Source organism: Allorhizobium sp. nf9_anc (assembly GCF_056323085.1).
Map to the genome: position 1 here is coordinate 4,171,776 of NZ_CM150481.1, position 23,659 is coordinate 4,195,434.

Sequence of the window (23,659 nt, forward strand, 5' to 3'; positions counted from 1 at the left end):
TTCCTGTCAGAAGAGTTTCAGGCGGGTCTTGGGTTCTGGTGCTGCGAGCGCCGGATCCTTGACGCCGGGATCATCGGGGGGGCGGCCGAAGAAGGGTTCGACGACCGCTGGCTCCTTTGCGGGCGTGCTTTCCTTCGTCGCATCGACCACTTGTGCCCCCTGCTTCGTCGGCTTTGCCAAAGGCACCTCTGGCTCTGCCGATTTTGCCGAAACCTCACCGTCGATCACCTGGCCTTTTGTCTCCACCACCATCGGGCGTGTCGGCTCGACCGCAGGCTCGGGCTTGGCTGCAGTTTCCGTCCGCGCAACAGGCGGAAGGGATGCGAGCGCTTTTTCGCCTTGGGACGCAGAGCCTTCCTCGATCGGGCCGGCCAACTGGTCGAAGGGCGTCTTCCATTCGAAGGCGTCGAGGCGGCCGGTGACCGGAGAGATCGGCATCCAGCGCTCCGACACGTGGCCGTCGGCCACCCAGGATGGATCGCGCGGCGCTTTGAGAGCCTGACCCATCCAGTGGCGGATACGGCCCTGGTCACCGGTCTCGGCTTCCTCGATGTCAGCCAGCAGCAGATAGACGCGTTCGCGCGAGGCAATGCGAGCCGCTGCTTCGGCCTTGGCACGGGCCTTCTTGAAGTCCTGCGTGTCGAGCGCTGCTTCCGCTACCGCGAGCAGGGATTCGTAGTTGTTCGGCTTCAGAGCTTCCAGCTTCTCGGCCTTCTTGAGGCGGTCGACGGCGCTGTCGCCGCTGCGGGCACGGACATAGGCTCGGGCGATTTCCGGATGCGGCTCGATCTTCCAGACCTGCTCCAAGGTGTTCGACGCCTTGCGCAGATTGTCTTCGCGCATGTAGGCCTTGGCAGCGACGATGGCTGCGGGCACCAGATCTTTGGCGAGTTTCAATGCCTTCAAGGCGCTGTCGCGGGCGCCGGCCGGATCGGCTTCCAGCTGGTCTTCAGCCTTTGCGGTGAGCAGGACCGCCTTCAGGCGTTCGGCTTCATGACGTTCAAGGACATGGGCGATCTTCTGCTGATCGAGCAGGCGGATCGCATCGTCCCAATGACCGGCGCGGCAGCGATGCTCCAGCGTCGCCTTCGCTGCCCATGGCAGGTAGGGCGCAGCTTCTGCTGCGGTTTCGGCATATTGCCGGGCAGCCTCATGCGCGCCGAGGCGGTTCGCTTCCACATATAGGCCGCGCAGGCCGAGCTCCCGGGTCTCGGGATCCTCCGACATCTCCTGGAACAGGCGACGCGCCTCGTCGTGACGTCCCTCGATCAGGGCAGCCTGAGCGTCCAGCACGCGGATCAACGGTTCCTGGTCGGCGCGGATCAGCCCACGGGCGCGGGCGCTCATCTTCCGAGCGAGAATGGCATTGCCGGCGCCCGCTGCGATCAGGCCGGTAGAGATTGCCTGGTAGCCACGGTCCCGTTTGCGGGCGCGGAAAAAGCGGCGGACCGAATGGGGCGAGGTCCACAATGTGCGGAGCAGCCACCACAGCAGCATGAGGGTGGCGACGAGGGCGACGAGCGCCGTCACCGCGACGATGAGGTCGGTATTGTATTGTTGGCCTTCCCAGATCAGCGAGATTTCACCGGGACGATCGGCGATCCAGGAAAAGCCGAAGCCCAGCGCCAGGATAAAGCCGAAGAAGAAGAGGATCTTGAGGATGGTGGTCATGCGTCAGCCTCCGTTCCCGGCCACGGTCTGGGACAGGGCGGCGGCAACGCGCTCCTCGGCCTCAATTCTGTTTTTCAGCTTGGTCGAAAACTCGAAGGATGCCTGCTTGCCAGCCTCGGGCAGCGTCTCCCATTCAAGGGCAGCGCCCTTCAGGTCGCCGTTTTGCAGCTTGTTCTCGACGCGGGCAACGATGGCCTCAGGCGTCTCGCCTTCGACATTGCCGACGGGCCGAACCTTGACCAGAGACCGAGCGCTTGCGAGCAGACGGTCCGTCCAGCCTTCGCCGGTTGCCGGCTGGTTGATAGCGGCAAGGATGTCCTCTGCGACCTGGTTGAAGTCGCGAGCAAGATCCGAGCGGGACGGCACACCGGCGCTCGCAAGCGGGGTGAGTGCCGCAACAGCCGGATCTTCCGGCGACACGCTCTTTAGTGCATCGAGCTCGGACAGGAAGGGGCCGCCGCGATCGATGGCGGTCTTGAGGCCTGCCAAGGCAATCGCCCGCGCCATTTCCACATCGCTGCGCGGCTCTTCGAGCTTGCGCTCGGCTTCCGTCAGACGGGTCGTGCTCTGGTCCAGCACCTGCTTGTTGCTGGCGATTTCGGCACGCAGCGATTCGATTGCCTGTTCGGCGGCTACAAGCTGGGTCTTCAATGCTTCAACCGCTGCGGCATCGGCTGCAGGAGCCGAGCCGGCATTTGCAACGCTGGTTTCCAACGCCGCTATGCGCTCAGCAAGGGCAGGGTCGGTCGCCGGTGCCGCCGGTTGCGCAGCCAGACGCGCGACGTCCGCCTTCAGGGCATCCAACTCTGCCGTGTCGATGGCGGGTGCTTCGGTCCTCTGCTCCGGTCCGATGCCCGGAACGATCCCTGCATATTGCATGCTGCCGGCAAGCGCGAGCGCCACAAGGCCACCGAAGATACCGGAGGCGACCAGCGTCGAGGTCGGGGGCGACTGGCGGACGGGCGCCTTGGCAGGGGAGGTTTCGGTGTTCGCCGTGATGTCGGCGGGCGTATCACTCTCGTCGGTCGACGTGGTTGCTTCCGAAGGCTCGGGCGCCGGTGTCCATGGATCGGCAGGCGCATCGGCTGGGGCGTCGCTTGCTGCCGCGGCGTTTGTTGCCGCTTCGTCTGTCACTAAAGACGAGGCCGTGGCATCGGAATTCGTACCCGAGGTGCCATCTTCCTTCGGCGTCGCGGTTTCCTGAGCGGTCAGGTCGATTGTCACCGGATCATCGGTGGCTTTCGATCGACGGGGTGGCTTTCCGGAAACCATGGCAACCTCTTCATTTCGCGCGTGTGATTAAACCTAGTCAGTCCTCATGGCGAAGGAAAGGCCTGAGGTTCCATTTCACGCGGCACTGCATCAAAGCAGAAGAAGCAGTTGATCCTCCCGAGGTTCCATCGACCACTGGCTCTTGGGCTGAATTTCTGCGGGGAGGGCCCTGGCGATTTTTTCGCTGAGACAGAGGAAGCGCACATGTTGCCAGTCGAGCAGGGCACACGTGGCATGATGAAGTTCGCCGAGGCGGCGGGCCGTTTCCGCGGAATAGACGAGAATTGCGTCCGGCATCGGCGTCAGTGTCTTGAGGACCTCCCGATTGTCGGGAGTGGCAGGGACCATCCGGTAACATTCGCGCACATCGATTACTCGACCTGCTTGCTGCAGGTCGGTTTCGAAGTCGGGTGAGCGGGGGGTGCCGGTCAGGTAGAGGATCGGCGTTGCTGCATCGTGTGTCGCGACCAAGAGGCTCGCCAGGGATCTCCCGTCGCCATCTGCGACCGAGACATCCGTAAATCCGGCATCACTGGCCGCGCGTGCGGTCGCGCGACCGACTGCGAAGAGCGGCAGGGCGAGCAAAGCTTGCCTGGCTTCCTCGGGCAATGTCTCGAGAACCCGGATCGCCTCGGCGCTGGTGACGGCGATGGCAGCCGTGTCGGGCAGGGCAGGCGTTACCAGCGCGTGCGGCTCATGGATTGCCTGCATTAGCGGCAGCAGGACCGGCTCATGGCCACGACGCTTGAGCTCGGCGGCGGTTCTGGCCGATGCCGGCTCGGGGCGCGTCACCAGAACGCGCATTTGTCAGTTCCAGCTATCGAAGAAATCGCTGCTAGCCTTGCTGCGCACCGTTCCGCCTGCCGTGGCGCCGAGCACTGCGGCCGCCGTGCGGCTGCCTTCGATCTCTACATCGTGCCAGCGGCTGCCATCGGGCGTCAGGATCATGCCGGCAAAGCGGATTGCGTCCCCATCGACCGTCGCATGGCCCGCAATCGGGGTGCGGCAGGAGCCGTCGAGAGCGCCGAGGAAGGCTCGCTCGCAGCTGACCGCATCGAAGGTGTCATGGTGGTTGATCGCCTCCAGCAGCTCGCTCACCCTGGTATCGCCGATGCGGCTCTCGATGCAGATCGCGCCCTGGGCGGGGGCCGGAGGAAAATCGCTGGGGTCGAGCAGTTCGGTCGGAACGTCCGGCTTGCCGAGGCGCTTCAGGCCGGCGAAGGCGAGCAGGGTCGCATCCACCTCACCGTCGGCAAGCTTGCGCAGGCGGGTGTCGACAAGGCCACGGAAAGTGATGACGTTGATGTCAGGGCGGATGCGGCGGATGAGGGCCTGGCGACGCAGTGAAGACGAGCCGACGGTCGCACCGTGCGGGAGTTCCTTCAGCGTCGGTGCGGTGCGTCCGACGACGGCGTCGCGAACATCCTCGCGCGGCAGGAAGGCCGAGAGAAACAGGCCTTCGGGCAGCTTGGTCGGCATATCCTTGGAGGAATGGACCGCGAAGTCGAGATCGCCCGAGAGGAGCTGATCCTCCAGCTCCTCGGTGAACAGCCCCTTGCCGCCGATTTCGGACAGCGCACGATCGGTGATGCGGTCGCCCTTGGTCGAGAGCACCACGATCTCGAACATGTCTTCGGGAAGGCCATGCGCTACCATGAGGCGTGCGCGTGTCTCAGAAGCCTGGGCCAGAGCGAGCGGGCTGCCCCGCGTGCCGATGCGAAAAGGTTTTGTTTGCATCCGAACTTGTCCGTTGTTACCGACAGATTTCGTAGACCGGTTTCTCGGCGACCGCAATCAATGAACAGGTTCCATGACATCCAAACTGCGCATCCTCGGCATCGAAACCAGCTGTGACGAGACGGCGGCGGCTGTCGTCACGCGGCTTGCGGACGGCTCTGCCATCACAGAGGCTGATGTCGTGTTGAGCCAGCTCGACGAACACAGCGCCTATGGCGGCGTGGTGCCGGAGATCGCAGCGCGTGCGCATGTCGATGCGCTCGATACGCTGATCGAGGAGGCGCTGACCCGGGCTGGCATCACGCTGGCCGAGGTCGATGCGATCGCGGCCACGTCCGGCCCTGGCCTGATCGGTGGATTGCTGGTTGGCCTGATGACTGGCAAGGCGATCGCACGAGCGACGGGCAAGCCGCTTTACGCCGTCAATCATCTCGAAGGCCATGCGCTGACGGCCCGCCTGACGGATGGCGTTCCATTTCCCTATCTGATGCTGCTTGTTTCCGGTGGTCACACCCAGCTCGTGCTGGTCAAAGGCGTTGGCGAATACGAGCGCTGGGGCACGACCATTGACGATGCTCTGGGCGAGGCCTTCGACAAGACGGCGAAGCTTCTCGGTCTTCCATATCCGGGTGGTCCGGCTGTCGAGCGGGCGGCGGCCACGGGCAATCCCAAGCGCTTTGCCTTTCCCCGGCCATTGGTTGGCGAGGCCCGCCTCGATTTTTCCTTCTCGGGGCTCAAGACCGCCGTGCGCCAGGCGGCAGAGGGCATCGCGCCTGTCACCGACCAGGACATTGCCGATATCTGCGCCTCCTTCCAGCATGCCATCTCGCGAACGCTGAAAGATCGCATTGGCCGAGGCCTGCAGCGGTTCAAGGAAACCTTTCCCGATGTGGCCGAGCCTGCGCTGGTCGTCGCCGGCGGTGTCGCTGCCAACAAAGAAGTGCGCCAGACGCTCGATACACTCTGCACCGAGCACCGCTTCCGCTTCGTCGCTCCGCCGCATCATCTGTGCACCGACAATGCCGTAATGATCGCCTGGGCCGGTCTTGAGCGCATGGCGCTCGGAATGCCCTCGGATGATCTTGCGATCGCCCCACGGTCGCGCTGGCCGCTGGACCAGGATGCCAAGGCGCTGCTCGCCTATGGCAAGCGGGGAGCCAAGGCATGAGCGGGATGCAGCGTATCGCCGTCATCGGCGCGGGTGCTTTTGGTACCGCGCTTGCCGCCGTGGTGGCGCAGACGGGGAGGGCGCAGGCCCTGCTGATCGGTCGCGATGCCTCGGTCATGGCCGATCTTGCTGCAAGCCGCATGCATGAGTCCGCACTGCCGGGCATTCAATTGCCTGCCTCGCTGTCCTTTTCCGCCCGGGCGGAGGATCTCGGCGAGGCTGATATCGTGCTCTTCGCCATGCCGTCTCAGGCGCAGGTCGCGGCCGCTGAAACCTATGGGCCGCATCTCAAGCAGGGCGTACCCGTCGTCATCTGCGCCAAGGGCATCGAGAAACAGAGCTCACGCCTGCTCACCGACGTGCTGGAAACAGCTCTTCCCGGCCATCCGATCGCCATGCTTTCCGGCCCCGGTTTCGCGGCCGATATCGCCAAGGGCCTGCCGACGGCCATGGCGATCGCGGCAGAGGATCTGTCCCTTGCCGAACACTTAGCCAAGGCGATCTCCGGCCAGACTTTCCGTCTTTACGCCTCGGATGATCGGATCGGGGTGCAGCTCGGCGGCGCGCTGAAAAACGTGCTGGCGATTGCCTGCGGCATCGTCGAGGGCATGGGGCTTGGCGATTCGGCCCGTGCTGCCCTGATCGCCCGTGGCCTTGCGGAGATGTCGCGGCTTGTTGATGCGATGGGCGGGCGAGGCGATACGGTGCGGGGCTTGTCTGGCCTCGGGGACCTTGTTCTAACGGCAACCAGCCATCAGTCGCGCAATCTGCGCTTCGGCATAGGGCTCGGCAAAGGTGAACCGATTGCTGCCCAGCAAGGCGCGCTGGTCGAAGGCGCTTTTGCAGCGGCAGTCGCTGCCCGGCTTGCCGAAGGTTACCAGATCGAGATGCCGATCACGGAAGCCGTTGCCGCGATCATCGATGGCAGACTGGACATCCCGACCGCGATCACCCAACTGATGTCGCGACCGATCACCACCGAATAAGAGACCCCTTAGGAGAGACAAGATGCTGTTTGCCGTCATCTGCGCCGACAAGCCAGGCCACCTGAACCTTCGGATGGAAACACGTCCGCCGCATATCGAGTGGCTGAACGGGCTTAATGCCGCCGGCCAGTTGAAGATCGCCGGCCCGTTTCTCGATGCCGACGGCAAGCCCTGTGGTTCGATGCTGATCATCGCTGCCGATGATATCGAGGCTGCAAAGGCGCTGGCAGCACAGGACCCCTATGCCAAGGCCGGCCTGTTCGAGACGGTTGAGATCAAGCCCTATAACTGGGTCTTCAACAATCCGGAGGCGTGAACTGCATGGCATTCTGGCTCTACAAGTCCGAACCCTTCAAGTGGTCCTGGGAAATGCAGAAGGCCAAGGGTGACGTCGGCGAAGAATGGACCGGCGTTCGCAATTATCTCGCGCGCAACAACATGCGGGCGATGAAAATCGGCGACAAGGGCTTCTTCTACCACTCCAACGAGGGTCTGGAGGTCGTCGGTATCGTCGAAGTCTGCGCCCTTTCCCATCCGGATTCGACCGCCGAGGGGGACGCCCGCTGGGACTGCGTCGATATTCGCGCCGTCTGCGACATGCCCAAACCGGTAAGCCTGAAAGATGTCAAGGCGAACGAGAAGCTGTCGAAGATGGCGCTCGTCACCTCCATGCGGCTCTCGGTCCAGCCGGTGACGGACGACGAATATTTCGAGGTCTGCCGCATGGGTGGTCTCGAGAATCCGCCGGTCTGAGCCGCCCGTGAAGACCGATCCCGATCGCTTCATCCTCGAGAACACCAGCGCGATTGCGCCGCCGCATGTGCCGGAGATCCGGCTTCATCTGGCGAGCGAAGTGCATGACCTCTGGCAAAAGACGGAAGAGGATCTTGAGGCGATCGGCCTGCCGCCGCCGTTCTGGGCCTTTGCCTGGGCGGGTGGCCAGGGGCTGGCGCGCTATGTGCTCGATCATCCGGAGACGGTTCGGGGCAAGCGGGTGCTGGATTTCGCCAGCGGATCTGGTCTGGTCGCAATCGCTGCGGCCATGGCGGGCGCAGTCGAGGTTCTTGCGGCCGATATCGATCCCTGGGCGAAAACTGCGGTGCGGCTGAATGCCGCTCTCAACGGGGTGACGCTGGCCTTCACCGATGATGATCTCATTGGTCGGTCGGTCGATTTCGACGTGATCCTGGCGGGCGACGTATTTTACGACAGCGAATTTGCGCGCGCGCTGGTCAGCTGGTTTGCCACGCTGGCCAAGAGTGGGTGCCTCGTTCTGGTGGGTGATCCCGGGCGAAGCTATCGCCCCACAGACCATCTCGAGCCGCTTGCGACCTACGAGGTTCCGGTGACGCGGATCCTCGAAGACAGCGAAGTGAAGAAGACGACGGTCTGGAAGTTTCTTTAGTTCTTCGGCCTGATAACGCAGACATCGGCTTCGAAAGAGCACGCGTCCTCAGGGTTTTCTGCTGAGATTTCAATGATTTTCGCCTTCGGCGCGCGGTAGGCAATCACCTTCGGTCCCGTGGCCCGGTCGATGGCGAAGAAGACACCGTTGCCCTTGATGCGCAGACCGGAAATGCTGCCGGCAAAGGTGCCGATGCCAGGAATGACGGAGGGCAGACCATTGCTGCCGACGACCGCTTCGCCGCGTCCGTGATAATGGCCGTAGCTATCGCCAGCCTGAGCGATGCCGCCTGCGGATCCGAGCGCGACGGTCAAAACCGTCATGGCGAGACGATACTTTAGCATGGGGCGACCTCCGGAACGCGGTTAACAAATCGTTAACGCAACATGCCGCAAGTGGTTGCTAAAGTCATCCACCTCAACGCTTTTTTCGTATTGCGTCATGCGGTTCGCAGTGACGCTAAAGTTCTATTCACGCGAATCGATTAAATTGAAATCGTCAAGCGAATGTGCTTGTCGTCCGGGAGTTCGAGGATTAAACGTCCCCCTGATGCGATGCACAACAATCGTTATGGCGCATTGCAAACAATATGTCCGTATGATCGGACCGCATCGAGACGCCGCGAGGTTTAGATGGCGAATGTGACTAAAAACCGGCCTATGTCGCCGCATCTGCAAGTTTACAAGCTTATTCCCACCATGTTGATGTCGATCGTGCACCGCATTACCGGCGGCGCGCTCTATTTCGGCACCATCCTGGTTGCGTGGTGGCTGGTGGCCGCTTCGACGGGTGCCGAATACTTCGAATGGGTCAACTGGTTCATGGGCACCATCATCGGTCGCCTGATCCTGCTCGGCTATACCTGGGCGCTCATCCATCACATGCTCGGCGGTCTGCGCCATCTGATGTGGGATGTCGGCTATGGTTTCGACAAGCATTTCTCGACGAAGCTCGCCAAGGCGAACATCATCGCATCTGTCGTCCTGACGCTCCTCGTCTGGATCGTCGCCTATATCATTCGCACCTGAGGCACCATTCCATGGATATGCGCACTCCGCTCGGCAAGGTCCGCGGTCTCGGCTCGGCCAAGGAAGGCACTGAGCATTTCTGGCGTCAGCGCGTAACGGCCGTCGCCAACATTCCGCTGATCCTCTTCTTCATCGGCTTCCTCGTCATGTACAACGGCGCGCCTTACGCCGAGGTGGTTGGCGCATTGTCGCACCCGCTCGTTGCCGTCGTCATGGCTCTGGTCGTGCTGTCGGCCCTGATCCATATGAAGCTCGGCATGCAGGTGGTCATCGAGGACTATGTCCACACGGAGATCGCCAAGCTTTTGCTTCTGATGCTGAACACGTTCTTTGCAATCCTGATCGGTGGCCTCTGTCTTTTCGCCATCTTGAAGATCGCATTCGTAGGGTAAATCAACATGGCAACCATTCATAACTTCGCCCAGACCGGCAAGGCCTACACCTATGTTGACCATTCCTACGACGTCGTGGTCGTCGGTGCCGGTGGCGCAGGTCTGCGCGCAACGCTCGGCATGGCCGAACAGGGCTTCAAGACGGCCTGCATCACCAAGGTTTTCCCGACCCGTTCGCACACGGTCGCAGCCCAGGGCGGTATCGCCGCCTCGCTGAACAACATGACGCCCGATTGCTGGCAGTGGCACCTCTATGACACCGTCAAGGGTTCCGACTGGCTCGGCGACGTCGACGCCATGCAGTATCTCGCCATGGAAGCTCCGAAGGCGGTCTATGAGCTCGAGCATTACGGCGTGCCGTTCTCGCGTAACGAGGAAGGCAAGATCTATCAGCGCCCGTTCGGCGGTCACATGCAGAACTATGGCGAAGGCCCGCCGGTACAGCGCACCTGCGCTGCCGCCGACCGTACCGGTCACGCCATTCTGCACACACTTTATGGCCAGTCGCTGCGCAACAATGCAGAGTTCTTCATCGAGTATTTCGCGCTCGACCTGATCATGTCTGATGACGGCAGCCGCTGCACCGGCGTCGTTGCTTGGAACCTCGACGATGGCACGATTCATCGCTTCTCGGCCAAGATGGTCGTGCTGGCGACGGGCGGTTATGGCCGCGCCTACTTCTCGGCGACATCGGCTCACACCTGCACCGGCGACGGCGGCGGCATGGTCGCCCGCGCGGGTCTTCCGCTGCAGGACATGGAATTCGTCCAGTTCCACCCGACCGGCATTTACGGTGCTGGCTGTCTGATCACCGAAGGCGCACGCGGCGAAGGCGGCTATCTCGTCAACTCCGAAGGTGAGCGCTTCATGGAGCGTTACGCTCCGTCGGCCAAGGACCTTGCCTCGCGTGACGTCGTGTCGCGCTGCATGACGATGGAAATCCGTGAGGGCCGCGGCGTCGGCAAGAACAAGGATCACATCTTCCTGCATCTCGACCACCTCGACCCGGCTGTTCTTCACGAGCGCCTGCCGGGCATTTCGGAATCGGCGAAGATCTTCGCCGGCGTCGATGTGACCCGCGAGCCGATCCCGGTCCTGCCGACCGTTCACTACAACATGGGCGGCATTCCCACGAACTATTGGGGTGAAGTGCTGAACGCCGATTCCAGCAATCCGGAGCGGATCATCCCCGGTCTGATGGCCGTCGGTGAAGCCGGTTGCGCCTCGGTTCACGGTGCGAACCGCCTCGGCTCCAACTCGCTGATCGACCTCGTGGTCTTCGGCCGTGCGGCTGCGATCCGGGCTGCGGAAGTCATCGACCGTACGTCGCCGATCCCGGCGCTCAACATCGCCGCCTGCGATAAGATCATGGATCGCTTCGACGGTACCCGTCACGCTTCCGGCCAGACGCCCACCGCCGTGCTGCGCGACAAGATGCAGCGCGCCATGCAGGACGATGCGGCCGTGTTCCGCACGCAGGAATCGCTGGAAAGCGGTTGCAAGCGGCTGTCGGCGATCTGGAAGGAACTGCCGGACATCAAGGTCACCGACCGCTCGATGATCTGGAATTCGGATCTGGTCGAGACGCTCGAACTGCACAACCTGATGGCCAACGCCATCACCACGGTCTATGGCGCGGAAGCGCGCAAGGAAAGCCGCGGCAGTCACGCGCGCGAGGACTACGTTGACGGTCCCTTCGGCGGCCGTGACGACGTCAACTGGCGCAAGCACACCCTTGCCTGGGTCAACGAGGCTGGCGATGTGAAGCTCGACTACCGTCCCGTCCACACCGAACTCATCGCCGAAGGCATCGATCCCTACAAGATCGCGCCGAAGGCACGTGTTTATTGATTTGAGAGGAACTGGACATGGTTGAACTTGCTCTTCCCAAAAACTCTCAGGTCACCGAAGGCAAAGTCTGGCCGAAGCCGGCCGGTGCCAAGAACATTCGGGAATACCGGGTCTATCGCTGGAGCCCTGATGATGGCGCCAACCCGCGCATCGATACCTATTACATCGATGTCGACGATTGCGGTCCGATGGTTCTCGATGGTCTCTTGTACATCAAGAACAATATCGACCCGACGCTGACGCTGCGCCGTTCCTGCCGCGAAGGCATCTGCGGTTCTTGCGCGATGAACATCGACGGCACCAATACGCTGGCCTGCACCAAGGGCATGGATGAGGTGAACGGGACGGTGAAGGTCTATCCGCTGCCGCATCTGCCAGTCGTCAAGGATCTAGTGCCGGATCTGACGAATTTCTACGCCCAGCACCGCTCCATCGAGCCCTGGCTGAAGACAGTGTCTCCGGCGCCGGCCAAGGAATGGAAGCAGAGCCACGAGGATCGCCAGAAGCTCGACGGTCTCTACGAGTGCATTCTCTGCGCCTGCTGCTCGACGTCCTGTCCGAGCTACTGGTGGAACGGCGACCGTTATCTCGGTCCGGCCGTGCTGCTGCAGGCCTATCGCTGGCTGATCGACAGCCGCGACGAAGCGACCGGCGAGCGCCTCGACAACCTCGAGGACCCCTTCCGCCTTTATCGTTGCCACACGATCATGAACTGCGCACAGGCATGCCCGAAGGGTCTGAACCCGGCCAAGGCGATTGCCGAGATCAAGAAGATGATGGTCGAGCGTCGCGCTTAAGCCACATCGTCAAAACATTGAGAGGCCGTCCGGGAACTGTTTCGGGCGGCCTTAATTTATCCGTATAGTGCCGGCTATCGATCGGACGCGAGATGGAACTTGATTAACCATATTCGCGTAACATATTTCTAACCCAGTTGTACGGCAGGTTGCGGCGCAGGTCGCGAGAGCGGGAGTATAATGATGAAATTCAGCCATGCAGTCACCGGAGCAGCCATCCTTCTGGCGCTCGCAGGTTGCCAGCGCACATCCTATAGCAGCATGAATGCCGCCAACAGTGCGCTTCCGCCGCTGCAGGCGCAGCCCGTGCCTTCGGTGCAGTCGGGCCAGCTGCCGCCTCCTGGTGCTGCAGGTTCCGCCCAGTTCCCGGCAGCGCCCACCACGACGACTGCAGCACTCGACCCGGCCGCTGGTGCGCCTGCGACCGCGCTCGATGTCACCAAGGAATCGATGGTCGGCAACTGGCGCGTCCAGAGTGCGGGATCGAGCTGTGACATGTTCCTGACGCTGACCAATCTCGGCAGTGGTTCGCGTGGCGGCACCCGCGGTTGCGCCGGCGAACTCACGGCAATGGGATCCTGGGAAGTCTCGGGCAAGTCGGTTGTCCTCAAGGACCGCAACGGCAATACCATCGGCAGCCTCTACAAGACGGCCGATGCCCGTTTCGACGGCAGCACCGCTTCCGGTCAGCCGGTCAGCCTGAGCCGCTGATTCATCTCTCATCCCAGCGGTGGCCCTTGACGGGCCACCCACCCGGCGGGACATCATTCCATGCAGCCAGTTCCTGACTACGGCTTGAGCGTCGCCGAGCAGTTGCGCGCGATGACGGAGGCGGGGACCCTTCAGCCTGATCGTTACCAGTTCGGCGTGGCTGAAAAGCTCGACCGCATCCTGACGGAGTTCAAGGCGCGCAAGCCGGCAGCGAAAAAGAGTGCGCTCGGCTGGATGTTTGCCCAGAAGCGCAAGCCGCAAATCCCGATCCAGGGTTTGTACATTCATGGCAGCGTTGGTCGCGGTAAGACGATGCTGATGGATCTGTTCTTCAAGCTCGCGCCTGTCGAGAAGAAACGCCGCGCCCATTTCCATGAATTCATGGCCGATGTGCATTCGCGCATCCATGCCCATCGGCAGAAGTTGAAAGCCGGGGAAACGAAGGAGGCGGATCCTGTTCCTCCGGTGGCAGCGGCCCTGCGCGACGAAGCCCAGCTTTTGTGCTTCGACGAGTTCACGGTGACCGACATCGCCGATGCGATGCTCCTTGCGCGGCTGTTCACCGAGCTTTTCGCCCGCGGCTGCACGCTGGTGGCGACCTCGAATGTCGAGCCGGACAGTCTTTATCGGGACGGGCTCAATCGCGGGCTGTTTCTGCCTTTTGTCGACCTGCTCAAGAAGAATGTGCAAGTATCGACGCTGGACTCGCCGACGGATTACCGGCTCGAGAAGATGGAGAGCCTCCCCGTCTACGTCTCGCCGCTCGATGACGCGCCCAAGATGATGGATATCGCCTGGAAGCGTGTGACAGAGGGCTCTCCCGAGCAGCCGGTCTCGATCGCCATGAAGGGGCGGACCATCGAGATCCCCCGCGCCGCTGGCCGATGCGCCCGGTTCACTTTCAGCGATCTGTGCGAGAAGCCACTCGGGGCATCGGACTACCTGGCGATTGCCAAGCGCTTCGATGTTGTCTTCGTGGAGAACATTCCGCATCTCGGCCCCGAGAAACGCAACGAGACGAAGCGCTTCATCATCCTGATCGATGCCCTCTACGATGCCAGCGTGCGGCTTTTTGCGTCCGCAGTCGCACTGCCGGAGACTCTCCTCACCGAGAAGAAGGGTACCGAAGGCTTCGAATTCGATCGTACAGTTTCACGCCTTTTCGAGATGCGCAGCGCAGATTATCTCGAACTACACCAGTCGAAGCGTGACAAACATGACGAAGCTGTGACGTAGTATTTGACGTTTACGTAAGAATTTTATCTTCTAACCGATTGAAATTGATACACCGAAAATTATCGTTTGCGGTTTAGACCCTTTGGAGCTATGCGGTTTGTCCACAAGGGCAGGCTAACACTCGCCCTCGGCCTTGGTCGCGGATCCAAAAGGAAGTCTACAATGGCGCGCAAGAAGATCGCTCTTATCGGTTCTGGAATGATTGGTGGAACGCTGGCGCATCTCGCCAGTCTGAAGGAACTGGGCGACATCGTCCTGTTCGACATTGCCGACGGTATCCCGCAGGGCAAGGGTCTGGATATTGCGCAGTCGGGTCCGGTCGAGGGCTTCAATGCCAAGCTGTCCGGTGCCAGCGATTACGCCGCCATTGAAGGCGCTGATGTCTGCATCGTGACTGCCGGTGTTGCCCGTAAGCCTGGCATGAGCCGCGACGATCTGCTCGGTATCAACCTCAAGGTCATGGAACAGGTCGGCGCCGGCATCAAGAAGTATGCCCCGAACGCCTTCGTCATCTGCATCACCAACCCGCTCGACGCGATGGTCTGGGCCCTGCAGAAGTTCTCGGGCCTCCCGACCAACAAGGTCGTCGGCATGGCCGGCGTTCTCGACTCCGGTCGTTTCCGCCACTTCCTGTCTGAAGAATTCAACGTGTCCGTCCAGGACGTTACCGCTTTCGTTCTCGGCGGTCACGGCGACACTATGGTGCCGCTCGCTCGTTACTCGACCGTTGGCGGCATCCCGCTGACCGACCTCGTCAAGATGGGTTGGGTCACCAAGGAGCGTCTGGAAGAAATCATCCAGCGCACCCGTGATGGCGGCGCCGAAATCGTCGGCCTGCTGAAGACCGGCTCGGCCTACTATGCACCTGCTGCTTCCGCCATCGAAATGGCCGAGTCCTACCTCAAGGACAAGAAGCGCGTTCTGCCCTGCGCCGCTTACCTCACCGGCCAGTATGGCGTGAAGGACATGTATGTCGGCGTTCCTGTCATCATCGGCGAAGGTGGTGTCGAGCGCGTCATCGAGATCGACCTGAACAAGGCCGAGGAAGAGGCCTTCCAGAAGTCCGTCGGCGCCGTTGCCGGCCTCTGCGAAGCCTGCATCAACATCGCGCCGGCTCTCAAGTAATTGCCATTTCGCCCAAAACAGGGACACGACAATGAACATTCATGAATATCAGGCCAAGGCTCTTCTGAAGAGCTTCGGCGCACCGGTCGCCGAAGGTGTGGCGATCTTCTCCGCAGAAGAAGCCGAAGCTGCCGCAAAGCAGCTTCCCGGCCCGCTCTACGTGGTCAAGAGCCAGATCCATGCTGGCGGTCGCGGCAAGGGCAAGTTCAAGGAACTGTCGCCGGAAGCCAAGGGCGGTGTTCGCCTCGCTTTCTCGATCGACGAGGCCAAGGCACATGCCAAGGAAATGTTCGGCAACACGCTGGTGACGGCCCAGACCGGCGACGCCGGCAAGCAGGTCAACCGCCTCTACATCGAAGATGGCGCGGACATCGCTCGGGAACTCTATTGCTCGCTGCTCGTCGACCGCTCGGTCGGCCAGGTTGCCTTCGTCGTCTCGACCGAAGGCGGCATGGACATCGAAGCCGTCGCGCATGACACGCCGGAAAAGATCCACACGATCGCGATCGACCCGGAAGCTGGCGTAACCGCCGCTGACGTGGCCAAGATCTCTGCTGCTCTCGAGCTCTCGGGTGCTGCTGCAGAAGACGCCAAGGCGCTCTTCCCGATCCTCTACAAGGCCTTCGTCGAGAAGGACATGGCCCTGCTCGAAGTCAACCCGCTGATCGTCATGAAGAATGACCATCTGCGCGTGCTCGACGCCAAGATGTCCTTCGACGGCAACGCGCTGTTCCGCCATGACGACGTTCGTGCACTGCGCGACGAAACCGAAGAAGACGCCAAGGAAATCGAAGCCTCCAAGTGGGACCTCGCTTACGTGGCCCTCGACGGCAACATCGGCTGCATGGTCAATGGTGCCGGTCTCGCCATGGCGACGATGGACATCATCAAGCTGTACGGCAAGGAGCCGGCAAACTTCTGCGACGTCGGCGGTGGCGCTGGCAAGGAGAAGGTGGCTGCTGCCTTCAAGATCATCACGGCTGACCCGAAGGTCGAGGGCATCCTCGTCAACATCTTCGGCGGCATCATGAAGTGCGACGTCATCGCGGAAGGCGTGATCGCCGCCGTGAAGGAAGTCGGCCTAAAGGTTCCGCTCGTTGTTCGCCTCGAAGGCACCAATGTCGAACTTGGCAAGAAACTCCTGAACGAATCCGGCCTCGCGATCACCGCAGCCGACGATCTGGACGACGCAGCCAAGAAGATCGTTGCGGCGATCAACGGCTAATCTCAAGGGACCTAACTGATGTCTATTCTTGTAAACAAGAACACCAAGGTCCTCGTTCAGGGCCTGACCGGCAAGACCGGCACCTTCCACACCGAACAGGCGCTAGCCTACTACGGCACGCAGATGGTCGGCGGTATCCATCCGAAGAAGGGTGGCGAAAACTGGACCGGCTCCAAGGGTGAAACCCTGCCGATCTTCGCGACCGTCGCCGAAGCCAAGGAAAAGACCGGCGCTGACGCGTCCGTCATCTACGTTCCGCCGGCTGGTGCAGCCGACGCCATCATCGAGGCGATCGACGCCGAGATCCCGTTCATCACCTGCATCACCGAGGGCATCCCGGTCATGGACATGGTTCGGGTCAAGGCGAAGCTCGACAAGTCGAAGTCGCGCCTGCTCGGCCCGAACTGCCCGGGCATCCTGACGCCGGAAGAATGCAAGATCGGCATCATGCCGGGCTCGATCTTCCGCAAGGGTTCGGTCGGCATTGTGTCGCGCTCGGGAACACTTACATACGAAGCTGTGTTTCAGACCTCGAACGAAGGCCTCGGCCAGACGACGGCTGTCGGTATTGGTGGCGACCCGGTCAAGGGTACCGAATTCATCGACGTGCTCGAGATGTTCCTGGCCGATCCTGCCACGACCTCGATCATCATGATCGGCGAAATCGGCGGTTCGGCTGAAGAAGATGCAGCCCAGTTCCTGATCGACGAAGCCAAGAAGGGCCGCAAGAAGCCGATGGCCGGCTTCATTGCAGGCCGTACGGCTCCGAAGGGCCGCACCATGGGCCACGCCGGCGCTGTCGTTTCCGGCGGCAAGGGCGACGCAGAATCGAAGATCGAAGCCATGGAAGCTGCAGGCATCAAGGTTTCGCCTTCGCCAGCACGCCTCGGCAAGACCCTGGTCGAAGTCCTCAAGGGCTGAGACCTGACGAAAATCAAGCCAGGCGAAGGGTTGGTCCCCCAATCCTTCGCCTGGACTTCGCATATTTGAGACGATTCGCTTTTGCGATCGTGAGCGGCAGGCCGGGCATCCGGCCATCAATTCAAGTCGGGAGGCGAGCCGAGACGCTCGCGAAGCACCATGGGTAGGCAAGAAGCCAACGAGCAGTTTCTGATCACGTCCTTCCTCGACGGATCGAATGCGGCCTATATCGAACAGCTTTACGCGCGCTATCAGGAAGACCCCTCTTCGGTCTCCGATGAGTGGCAGGCCTTTTTCAAGGCGCTGGCCGACAATCCGACCGATGTGACGAAGGCCGCGAAGGGCGCTTCCTGGCAGCGCAAGAACTGGCCGATCGCCGAGGGCGGCGATCTCGTCAACGCGCTCGACGGCAACTGGGGCGTGGTCGAGAAGGCCATCGAAAAGAAGGTCCAGGCCAAGGTTGAAGCGACCGCCGCTTCGACGGGCAAGGCCCCTTCCGAAGCTGAAGTCCTGCAGGCAACGCGCGATTCGGTTCGCGCCATCATGATGATCCGTGCCTACCGCATGCGTGGTCACCTGCATGCCAAGCTGGACCCGCTCGGCCTCGCAGCGCCTGTCGACGATTACAACGAACTTTCTCCGACGGCCTACGGCTTCACCGAGGCCGATTACAGCCGCAAGATTTTCATCGACAACGTGTTGGGTCTGGAATACGCCACGATCCCGCAGATGCTCGACATCCTGCAGCGCACCTATTGCTCGACGCTCGGCGTCGAATTCATGCACATCTCCAATCCGGAAGAAAAAGCCTGGATCCAGGAGCGCATCGAAGGCCCCGGCAAGGGCGTCGAATTCACGCCAAACGGCAAGAAGGCCATCCTTCAGAAGCTGATCGAGGCCGAGGGCTTCGAGCAGTTCATCGACGTCAAGTACAAGGGCACCAAGCGCTTCGGCCTTGATGGCGGTGAATCGCTGATCCCGGCGCTTGAGCAGATCATCAAGCGTGGCGGCCAGGAAGGTCTCGAGCAGGTTGTTCTCGGCATGGCCCATCGTGGCCGTCTTAACGTCCTGACCAACGTCATGCACAAGCCGCATCGCGCGGTCTTCCACGAATTCAAGGGCGGTTCCTTCAAGCCCGATGAAGTCGAAGGTTCCGGTGACGTGAAGTACCACCTCGGCGCTTCCTCCGACCGCGAGTTCGACGGCAACAAGGTTCACCTGTCGCTGACGGCCAACCCGTCGCATCTGGAAATCGTCAACCCTGTCGTCATGGGCAAGGCCCGCGCCAAGCAGGACCAGCTCGCCAAGGTCTGGGAAGGCGACGTCATCCCGCTCAAGGAGCGCGCCAAGGTTCTGCCGCTTCTCCTGCATGGTGATGCAGCCTTTGCCGGCCAGGGTGTGACTGCCGAAATTCTCGGCCTGTCGGGCCTGCGCGGCCACCGCGTGGCCGGCACGCTGCACGTGATCATCAACAACCAGATCGGTTTCACTACCAATCCGGCCTTCTCGCGTTCGTCGCCTTATCCGTCCGACGTCGCGAAGATGATCGAAGCGCCGATCTTCCACGTCAACGGTGACGATCCGGAAGCCGTCGTCTATGCGGCCAAGGTCGCGACCGAATACCGGATGAAGTTCCACAAGCCTGTCGTCGTCGACATGTTCTGCTACCGCCGCTTCGGTCACAACGAAGGCGACGAGCCGAGCTTCACCCAGCCGAAGATGTACAAGGAAATCCGCGCCCACAAGACCGTGGTGAACATCTATGGCGAGCGTCTGATCGCCGAAGGCCTGATCACCGAGGGCGAACTCGAGAAGATGAAGGCCGACTGGCGCGCCCATCTCGAGCAGGAGTTCGAGGCCGGCCAGAGCTACAAGCCGAACAAGGCCGACTGGCTGGATGGTGCCTGGTCGGGTCTGCGGACCGCTGACAATGCCGACGAACAGCGTCGCGGCAAGACCGCGGTGCCGATGAAGCAGCTTAAGGAGATCGGCCGCAAGCTGTCGACCATTCCGGAAGGCTTCAAGGCACACCGCACGATCCAGCGCTTCATGGAAAACCGCGCGCAGATGATCGAGACCGGCGAAGGCATCGACTGGGCCATGGGCGAAGCACTCGCCTTCGGTTCGCTGTGCCTCGACGGCCACAAGATTCGTCTGTCGGGTCAGGATTGCGAACGCGGCACCTTCTCGCAGCGTCATTCGGTTCTCTACGATCAGGAGACCGAAGACCGCTACATCCCGCTCGCCAACCTGGCGCCGAACCAGGCTCGCTACGAAGTCATCAACTCAATGCTTTCGGAAGAAGCCGTGCTCGGCTTCGAATACGGCTATTCGCTGGCCCGTCCGAATGCGCTGACGCTCTGGGAAGCGCAGTTCGGTGACTTCGCCAACGGTGCACAGGTCGTCTTCGACCAGTTCATCTCGTCGGGCGAACGCAAGTGGCTGCGCATGTCGGGCCTCGTCTGCCTTCTGCCGCATGGCTATGAAGGTCAGGGTCCGGAACACTCTTCTGCCCGCCTCGAGCGCTGGCTGCAGATGTGCGCCGAAGACAACATGCAGGTCGCGAACGTCACGACGCCGTCGAACTACTTCCACATCCTGCGCCGTCAGATGAAGCGTGACTTCCGCAAGCCGCTGATCATGATGACGCCGAAGTCGCTGCTGCGCCACAAGCGCGCAACGTCCAGCCTTGCCGAACTGGCTGGCGAAAGCTCGTTCCACCGCCTGCTGTGGGACGATGCCGAAGTCATCAAGGACGGCCCGATCAAGCTGCAGAAGGATGCCAAGATCCGTCGCGTCGTCATGTGCTCGGGCAAGGTCTATTACGACCTTCTGGAAGAGCGCGAGAAGCGTGGCATCGACGATGTCTACCTGCTGCGCATCGAACAGCTCTACCCGTTCCCGGCCAAGGCGCTCATCAACGAGCTCAGCCGCTTCCGCAATGCGGAGATGGTCTGGTGCCAGGAAGAGCCGAAGAACATGGGCGCCTGGTCGTTCATCGATCCGTATCTGGAATGGGTGCTTGCCCATATCGACGCCAAGTACCAGCGGGTGCGCTACACCGGTCGTCCGGCTGCCGCCTCGCCGGCAACCGGCCTGATGTCCAAGCATCTTGCCCAGCTCGAAGCCTTCCTCGAGGACGCACTGGGCGGTTGATCCGCCCCGTCACTCCCTCGCAGACCGAAACGTTCTCTGACCAACGGAATTGAGATCATGGCCACTGAAATCCGCGTACCCACCCTCGGCGAATCCGTCAGCGAAGCCACTATTGGCACCTGGTTCAAGAAGGTCGGTGACACCGTCAAGGCCGACGAGCCCCTCGTCGAGCTGGAAACCGACAAGGTGACCGTCGAAGTCCCGTCGCCGGTCTCGGGCGTTCTGACCGAAATCGTCGCCCAGAACGGCGAGACTGTCGGTCTCGGCGCGCTTCTCGGCCAGATCGCTGAAGGTGCTGCAGGCTCCGCCGGTGCAGCCGCTCCGGCCCCTGCCGCAGCACCGGCTCCTGCTGCTGCGCCTGCTCCGGCCGCCGCTGCTCCGGCTGCTCCCTCGGCCATGCCGGCCGCTCCGGCTGCCGCGAAGCTCGCTGCCGACAACAACATCGCGACCTCCGACGTCGACGGCTCCGGCAAGCGTGGCCAGGTCCTCAAGGGTGACGTGCTCGCTGCGATCGCCAAGGGTACGGCTGCTCCGGCTGTTGCCGCAGCCCCCGCTGCTCCGCGTCCGGCCTCTTCCGGCGACGACGCATCGCGCGAAGAGCGCGTGAAGATGACCCGTCTGCGCCAGACGATCGCCAAGCGCCTCAAGGACGCCCAGAATACGGCTGCCATGCTCACCACCTACAACGAGGTGGACATGAAGGCGGTCATGGATCTGCGCAACCGCTACAAGGACATCTTCGAGAAGAAGCATGGCGTGAAGCTCGGCTTCATGGGCTTCTTCACCAAGGCCGTGACGCACGCCCTGAAGGAACTGCCGGCCGTCAACGCCGAAATCGACGGTACCGACATCATCTACAAGAACTACTGCCACATCGGCGTTGCCGTTGGCACGGACAAGGGCCTGGTCGTTCCGATCGTGCGCGATGCCGATCAGATGTCGATCGCCGAAATCGAGAAGGACATCGGTCGTCTCGGCAAGGCTGCACGTGACGGTCAGCTCTCGATGGCCGACATGCAGGGCGGTACCTTCACCATCTCCAACGGTGGCGTCTACGGCTCGCTGATGTCCTCGCCGATCCTGAATGCACCGCAGTCGGGTATCCTCGGCATGCACAAGATCCAGGAGCGTCCGGTTGTTGTCGGCGGCCAGATCGTCATCCGCCCGATGATGTATCTCGCGCTCTCCTACGATCACCGTATCGTCGACGGCAAGGAAGCAGTCACCTTCCTCGTCCGCGTCAAGGAAAGCCTTGAGGATCCGGAACGTCTGGTTCTCGATCTCTAAGGAAATTTCACGATGGAGCCGGTATCCGCTTCCGCCTCTCCGCTTGTCCTGCTCCTTGCCTGGAGCGTGGTCCTGCTGGTCGCGCATGTCCTCTTGCAGGGCATGCTCGCCACCAAGGAGCTGGGCACGGAGTGGAATGCCGGCCCGCGTGACGACGACAAGCAGCCGGCGAGCAAACTCGCCGGCCGTGCTGCCCGGGCGTCCTCGAACTTCCGCGAGACCTATCCGGCCTTCGTCGCACTTGCGGCAGGCCTTCTGTTTACAGGCGAGACGTCGGGCCTCGCTCTGATCGGCGCCATCATCTGGTTTGTCGGCCGCATCGTCTATTACCCGCTCTATCTGGCTGGCATCCCCTATATCCGCTCGCTCGTCTGGACTGGCGCTATGGCCGGCCTCGGCCTGATGTTCCTCGCACTGGCGTTTTGAGGTGAGGCATGGGCGCGTCGTCAGGAGCAGCCGTTCTTCTTGCCGCGCTTGCGTTCTCTCACGCGGCCTCGGCCGCCGATTGCCGGATTGAGAAAGCCACCTATCGCGAAGCCGAAACCGGGGTCGAGCTCGTCTTTGCTGCGGCCAGCGGCGAGAACACGCCGGTCAGCCATGGTTTCAAGACTGAAATCGGCAAGTTCAAGCTTGATGGTCATGTGATGTTCGATCCCGAGATCGAACGGCCCGTCGGCATGCTGATGAACAATTGCCCGGACGGCGACGTCACTGGCGCAACCATTGCCGCCTGCACCGTCTGGAAGGGTATCGTCTACGGCATCGACGAGGCGACAGGCCATGTCGACCTTCTACCGCCGGAAGGGGCCGACGCGCCCGATGTGCTTGTCCTGCCTGGCTTTGGCCCGGCCATCCTGTCGTCTGCTGTCGGCAAGGGCATGGAAAGCGCCCCATGGGATGTCTTCGAGTTCAAGGGATGCGCCTCATGACCAGCCGTCCTCTCCTTCTCGTCACCGGCGGCAGCCGCGGCATCGGCGCTGCCGTCTGCCGCAAGGCCGCAGCGCAGGGTTATGACCTGCTCGTCAATTATCGCTCGGACAAGGCGGCCGCCGAGGCCGTCGCCGCGGATTGCCGAACGCTCGGCGCCAAGGCCGAGATTGTGCAGGGCGACACCGCCACCGAAGAGGGCATTGCCGCGATCTTCGCCGCCGCCGATCTCCTCGGACCGCTCCATGGTCTGGTCAACAATGCCGGCGTGGTCGATGTCACGGCGCGGGTCGAGGAATTCGACCGGGCGCGGCTCGACCGCATGTTCGCCGTCAATGTGATCGGCAAAATCCGCTGCGCCACGGAAGCGGTGAAGCGCATGTCGACGAAGCATGGCGGGCAGGGTGGCGTGATCGTCAACATCTCGTCCATGGCCGCCGTGATCGGAAGTTCGGGCCAGTATGTTGACTATGCCGCCGCCAAGGCCGCGGTTGACACCTTTACTGTGGGCTTGTCCCGCGAAGTCGCGACCGAAGGCATCCGGGTCAATGCCATCAGGCCCGGGATCATCGACACCGAAATTCATGCATCCGGCGGATTGCCGGACAGGGCGCGCGATCTGGCTCCCATCGTGCCGATGCAAAGGCCCGGAACGGCGGACGAAGTGGCCGACAGCGTTCTTTATCTCCTCTCGCCTCAGGCATCCTATGTGACGGGTGCCCTCTTGAATGTCAGCGGCGGTCGGTAACCGTCGAAAACGAAGG

General features: G+C 61.9%; 24 protein-coding genes. 19 read left to right on the forward strand and 5 right to left on the reverse strand.

The window, feature by feature from the left end:
* Window positions 1–6 precede the first annotated feature (6 nt).
* The 4 genes from AC02Y0_RS20305 to hemC form a co-directional block, all read right to left on the reverse strand.
* Entirely contained in the window at window positions 7–1,671 is a 1,665-nt protein-coding gene (locus AC02Y0_RS20305; protein WP_476380818.1) for a heme biosynthesis HemY N-terminal domain-containing protein, read from the reverse strand.
* Between the two features lie 3 nt (window positions 1,672–1,674).
* Complete coding sequence (locus AC02Y0_RS20310; protein ID WP_476380820.1) at window positions 1,675–2,943, reverse strand: COG4223 family protein; 1,269 nt, start codon at window positions 2,941–2,943, stop codon at window positions 1,675–1,677.
* A gap of 90 nt (window positions 2,944–3,033) precedes the next feature.
* Window positions 3,034–3,747 (reverse strand): uroporphyrinogen-III synthase, encoded by a 714-nt coding sequence (locus AC02Y0_RS20315; RefSeq protein ID WP_476380822.1) that lies wholly within the window; start codon window positions 3,745–3,747, stop codon window positions 3,034–3,036.
* Window positions 3,748–3,750: 3 nt separating this feature from the next.
* Window positions 3,751–4,680: a hydroxymethylbilane synthase gene (hemC, locus tag AC02Y0_RS20320; protein WP_476380823.1), complete on the reverse strand. Its 930-nt coding sequence runs from the start codon at window positions 4,678–4,680 to the stop codon at window positions 3,751–3,753.
* Between the two features lie 73 nt (window positions 4,681–4,753).
* Between hemC and tsaD the strand changes: the two genes are divergently transcribed.
* The 5 genes from tsaD to AC02Y0_RS20345 are packed head-to-tail and all read left to right on the forward strand — an operon-like array spanning window position 4,754 to window position 8,239.
* On the forward strand, window positions 4,754–5,848 hold the full coding sequence (gene tsaD / locus AC02Y0_RS20325; RefSeq protein WP_476380825.1) for a tRNA (adenosine(37)-N6)-threonylcarbamoyltransferase complex transferase subunit TsaD: 1,095 nt from the start codon (window positions 4,754–4,756) through the stop codon (window positions 5,846–5,848).
* On the forward strand, window positions 5,845–6,834 hold the full coding sequence (locus tag AC02Y0_RS20330; protein WP_476380827.1) for an NAD(P)H-dependent glycerol-3-phosphate dehydrogenase: 990 nt from the start codon (window positions 5,845–5,847) through the stop codon (window positions 6,832–6,834). Before tsaD ends, AC02Y0_RS20330 begins: the two co-directional genes overlap by 4 nt.
* Before the next feature lie 22 nt (window positions 6,835–6,856).
* Window positions 6,857–7,150, forward strand: coding sequence for a YciI-like protein (locus tag AC02Y0_RS20335; protein WP_476380828.1), 294 nt, complete (start codon window positions 6,857–6,859; stop codon window positions 7,148–7,150).
* 5 nt (window positions 7,151–7,155) lie between these two features.
* A complete protein-coding gene (locus tag AC02Y0_RS20340) occupies window positions 7,156–7,587 on the forward strand; it encodes an EVE domain-containing protein (protein WP_102021003.1) in 432 nt (143 codons plus the stop codon).
* A gap of 7 nt (window positions 7,588–7,594) precedes the next feature.
* Window positions 7,595–8,239, forward strand: coding sequence for a class I SAM-dependent methyltransferase (locus AC02Y0_RS20345; RefSeq protein ID WP_476380831.1), 645 nt, complete (start codon window positions 7,595–7,597; stop codon window positions 8,237–8,239).
* Here AC02Y0_RS20345 and AC02Y0_RS20350 read toward each other — a convergent pair.
* Window positions 8,236–8,583, reverse strand: coding sequence for a hypothetical protein (locus AC02Y0_RS20350; protein WP_476380833.1), 348 nt, complete (start codon window positions 8,581–8,583; stop codon window positions 8,236–8,238). The genes AC02Y0_RS20345 and AC02Y0_RS20350 overlap by 4 nt on opposite strands.
* Before the next feature lie 288 nt (window positions 8,584–8,871).
* On the opposite strand from AC02Y0_RS20350, the gene sdhC reads away from it, so the two are divergent.
* From sdhC to AC02Y0_RS20420, 14 genes are all read left to right on the forward strand, one after another.
* Window positions 8,872–9,267, forward strand: a complete 396-nt coding sequence (gene sdhC, locus AC02Y0_RS20355) for a succinate dehydrogenase, cytochrome b556 subunit (protein WP_102021000.1) — start codon at window positions 8,872–8,874, stop codon at window positions 9,265–9,267.
* A gap of 11 nt (window positions 9,268–9,278) precedes the next feature.
* Window positions 9,279–9,659 carry a succinate dehydrogenase, hydrophobic membrane anchor protein gene (gene sdhD, locus AC02Y0_RS20360; protein WP_102020999.1) on the forward strand — a complete coding sequence of 127 codons (381 nt, stop codon included), beginning with the start codon at window positions 9,279–9,281 and terminating at the stop codon, window positions 9,657–9,659.
* A 6-nt stretch (window positions 9,660–9,665) separates the two neighbouring features.
* The gene (gene sdhA, locus AC02Y0_RS20365; protein ID WP_476380835.1) at window positions 9,666–11,510 is read left to right on the forward strand and encodes a succinate dehydrogenase flavoprotein subunit; all 1,845 of its coding nucleotides are present in this window, start codon (window positions 9,666–9,668) and stop codon (window positions 11,508–11,510) included.
* Window positions 11,511–11,527: 17 nt separating this feature from the next.
* Entirely contained in the window at window positions 11,528–12,307 is a 780-nt protein-coding gene (locus AC02Y0_RS20370) for a succinate dehydrogenase iron-sulfur subunit (RefSeq protein ID WP_476380837.1), read from the forward strand.
* 183 nt (window positions 12,308–12,490) lie between these two features.
* Window positions 12,491–13,018 (forward strand): protease inhibitor Inh/omp19 family protein, encoded by a 528-nt coding sequence (locus tag AC02Y0_RS20375; protein WP_102021258.1) that lies wholly within the window; start codon window positions 12,491–12,493, stop codon window positions 13,016–13,018.
* A gap of 60 nt (window positions 13,019–13,078) precedes the next feature.
* Entirely contained in the window at window positions 13,079–14,254 is a 1,176-nt protein-coding gene (zapE, locus tag AC02Y0_RS20380; protein ID WP_476380839.1) for a cell division protein ZapE, read from the forward strand.
* Window positions 14,255–14,416: 162 nt separating this feature from the next.
* Window positions 14,417–15,379: a malate dehydrogenase gene (gene mdh / locus AC02Y0_RS20385; protein ID WP_476380841.1), complete on the forward strand. Its 963-nt coding sequence runs from the start codon at window positions 14,417–14,419 to the stop codon at window positions 15,377–15,379.
* Between the two features lie 31 nt (window positions 15,380–15,410).
* A complete protein-coding gene (gene sucC / locus AC02Y0_RS20390; RefSeq protein WP_102020994.1) occupies window positions 15,411–16,604 on the forward strand; it encodes an ADP-forming succinate--CoA ligase subunit beta in 1,194 nt (397 codons plus the stop codon).
* An 18-nt stretch (window positions 16,605–16,622) separates the two neighbouring features.
* Window positions 16,623–17,525 carry a succinate--CoA ligase subunit alpha gene (gene sucD / locus AC02Y0_RS20395; protein ID WP_006724463.1) on the forward strand — a complete coding sequence of 301 codons (903 nt, stop codon included), beginning with the start codon at window positions 16,623–16,625 and terminating at the stop codon, window positions 17,523–17,525.
* A 159-nt stretch (window positions 17,526–17,684) separates the two neighbouring features.
* Entirely contained in the window at window positions 17,685–20,681 is a 2,997-nt protein-coding gene (locus tag AC02Y0_RS20400) for a 2-oxoglutarate dehydrogenase E1 component (RefSeq protein WP_476380843.1), read from the forward strand.
* Window positions 20,682–20,738: 57 nt separating this feature from the next.
* Window positions 20,739–21,968, forward strand: a complete 1,230-nt coding sequence (odhB, locus tag AC02Y0_RS20405; RefSeq protein ID WP_444556917.1) for a 2-oxoglutarate dehydrogenase complex dihydrolipoyllysine-residue succinyltransferase — start codon at window positions 20,739–20,741, stop codon at window positions 21,966–21,968.
* 12 nt (window positions 21,969–21,980) lie between these two features.
* On the forward strand, window positions 21,981–22,394 hold the full coding sequence (locus AC02Y0_RS20410) for an MAPEG family protein (protein ID WP_444556918.1): 414 nt from the start codon (window positions 21,981–21,983) through the stop codon (window positions 22,392–22,394).
* An 8-nt stretch (window positions 22,395–22,402) separates the two neighbouring features.
* Window positions 22,403–22,897, forward strand: a complete 495-nt coding sequence (locus AC02Y0_RS20415) for a hypothetical protein (protein ID WP_476380846.1) — start codon at window positions 22,403–22,405, stop codon at window positions 22,895–22,897.
* Window positions 22,894–23,643, forward strand: coding sequence for an SDR family oxidoreductase (locus tag AC02Y0_RS20420; RefSeq protein ID WP_476380848.1), 750 nt, complete (start codon window positions 22,894–22,896; stop codon window positions 23,641–23,643). The genes AC02Y0_RS20415 and AC02Y0_RS20420 overlap by 4 nt, the downstream gene beginning before the upstream one ends.
* Window positions 23,644–23,659: the final 16 nt, after the last annotated feature.